Source organism: Streptomyces sp. NPDC058619, assembly GCF_042717785.1.
GTDB lineage: Bacteria > Actinomycetota > Actinomycetes > Streptomycetales > Streptomycetaceae > Streptomyces.
Genome location: NZ_JBHXQN010000117.1, coordinates 1 through 1,103 on the forward strand (window position 1 = coordinate 1; position 1,103 = coordinate 1,103).

Consider the following 1,103-nt stretch of genomic DNA (forward strand, 5'->3'; position numbering starts at 1 on the left):
TCCTGCGCCGACGGCGACAGATGCCGCGCGTCCCCCACCAGATCGCTCACACCCAGCTCAACGACCCAGAACCCAAACCGTTTCTGATCAATAGATGTCGGCACGAAACTCTTCGAGGCCTTGCTCGTCGCGAACCAACCGCTCAGGAAGGAGCTGCTGAGGCTCAAGGATCCGAAGGACCTGCGTAAGGAACTACAAGACACAGAAAACTTCGGGACGCTCGTTGAGTCGATGACCGTCGATGTCCGGGAAAGAACGGACAGCTGAGCGCCAAGGAACTGCTTGGGCCCCGCCCGAGCAGTCCGGCTACAACAAGCGCCTGCGGTCCGCGAACACGCTGATCAGCCGGTTCATCCGCAACCTGGCCCGGGACACCGACCTGTGGCACGACGCCGTGTGGATCGTGGACTCCACCCCTGTGGAGTGCGCCCGCTCACGCCCGACGGCCACACGCTCGGAGCTTGCGGGCTGGGCCGGTTACGGCTACTGCGCCTCGCACTCACGGCTCTTCTGGGGCTTGCGTCTGCACCTGCGTCACCGCGGGCCCGGCCCGCATCTCACGGTCCCAGGCCGGATTCGGTGGCCGACCAGTTGAAGCCGGAGCCGTCGCACGTGCGGCGGGAGAAAGCCCTGCGCCGCCGAGGGGGCGTATCGGCGTCACCGCACCGCTCACATCACTCAAGATGCGCCCAAAAGGGTCAAGTGCCACTCTGAAGAACGGACGGGCAGGGAGAAAAGAGATCCCCATGCCTCCCCCACGCACCCATTGCCGCATCACGACGAGGCCAGGGCTGTTTGTCCAGGCCTCATGTCCATCCCGATGGCGCAATTCGCGTGCCTGCAGCGGAAAGAACTCGCAGTTCTACGACAGGGAGTGCGGAAACATGGTGAGAATTCTCAAGCGTCACCGCATGCTCATTGCTACCTCAGCGGTTCTCGCCGCAGCGGCGGGAAGCATTCTGGTCCCCACCGCCGCGGACGCCGTCCCGGCACAGCCCTCACAGGAATGCAAGTCGGGGTACGTGTGGCGCGAGGCCACGGGCTCCGGGGACCGTGTCTGCGTCACTCCCGGCACTCGCGCCCAGACCCGGGAGGACAACGCC

Annotated in this window: 1 protein-coding gene and 1 pseudogene; both read left to right on the plus strand. The window is 65.1% G+C overall.

Translation table 11 applies throughout. The features are described from left to right. Positions 1-292 precede the first annotated feature (292 nt). Positions 293-532 (plus strand): annotated as a pseudogene (locus tag ACFWTC_RS38215) (IS982 family transposase); the annotation flags it as partial. Between the two features lie 379 nt (positions 533-911). Then, positions 912-1,103: hypothetical protein (locus ACFWTC_RS38220; RefSeq protein ID WP_384075109.1), on the plus strand; the 192-nt coding region annotated here is incomplete at its 3' end.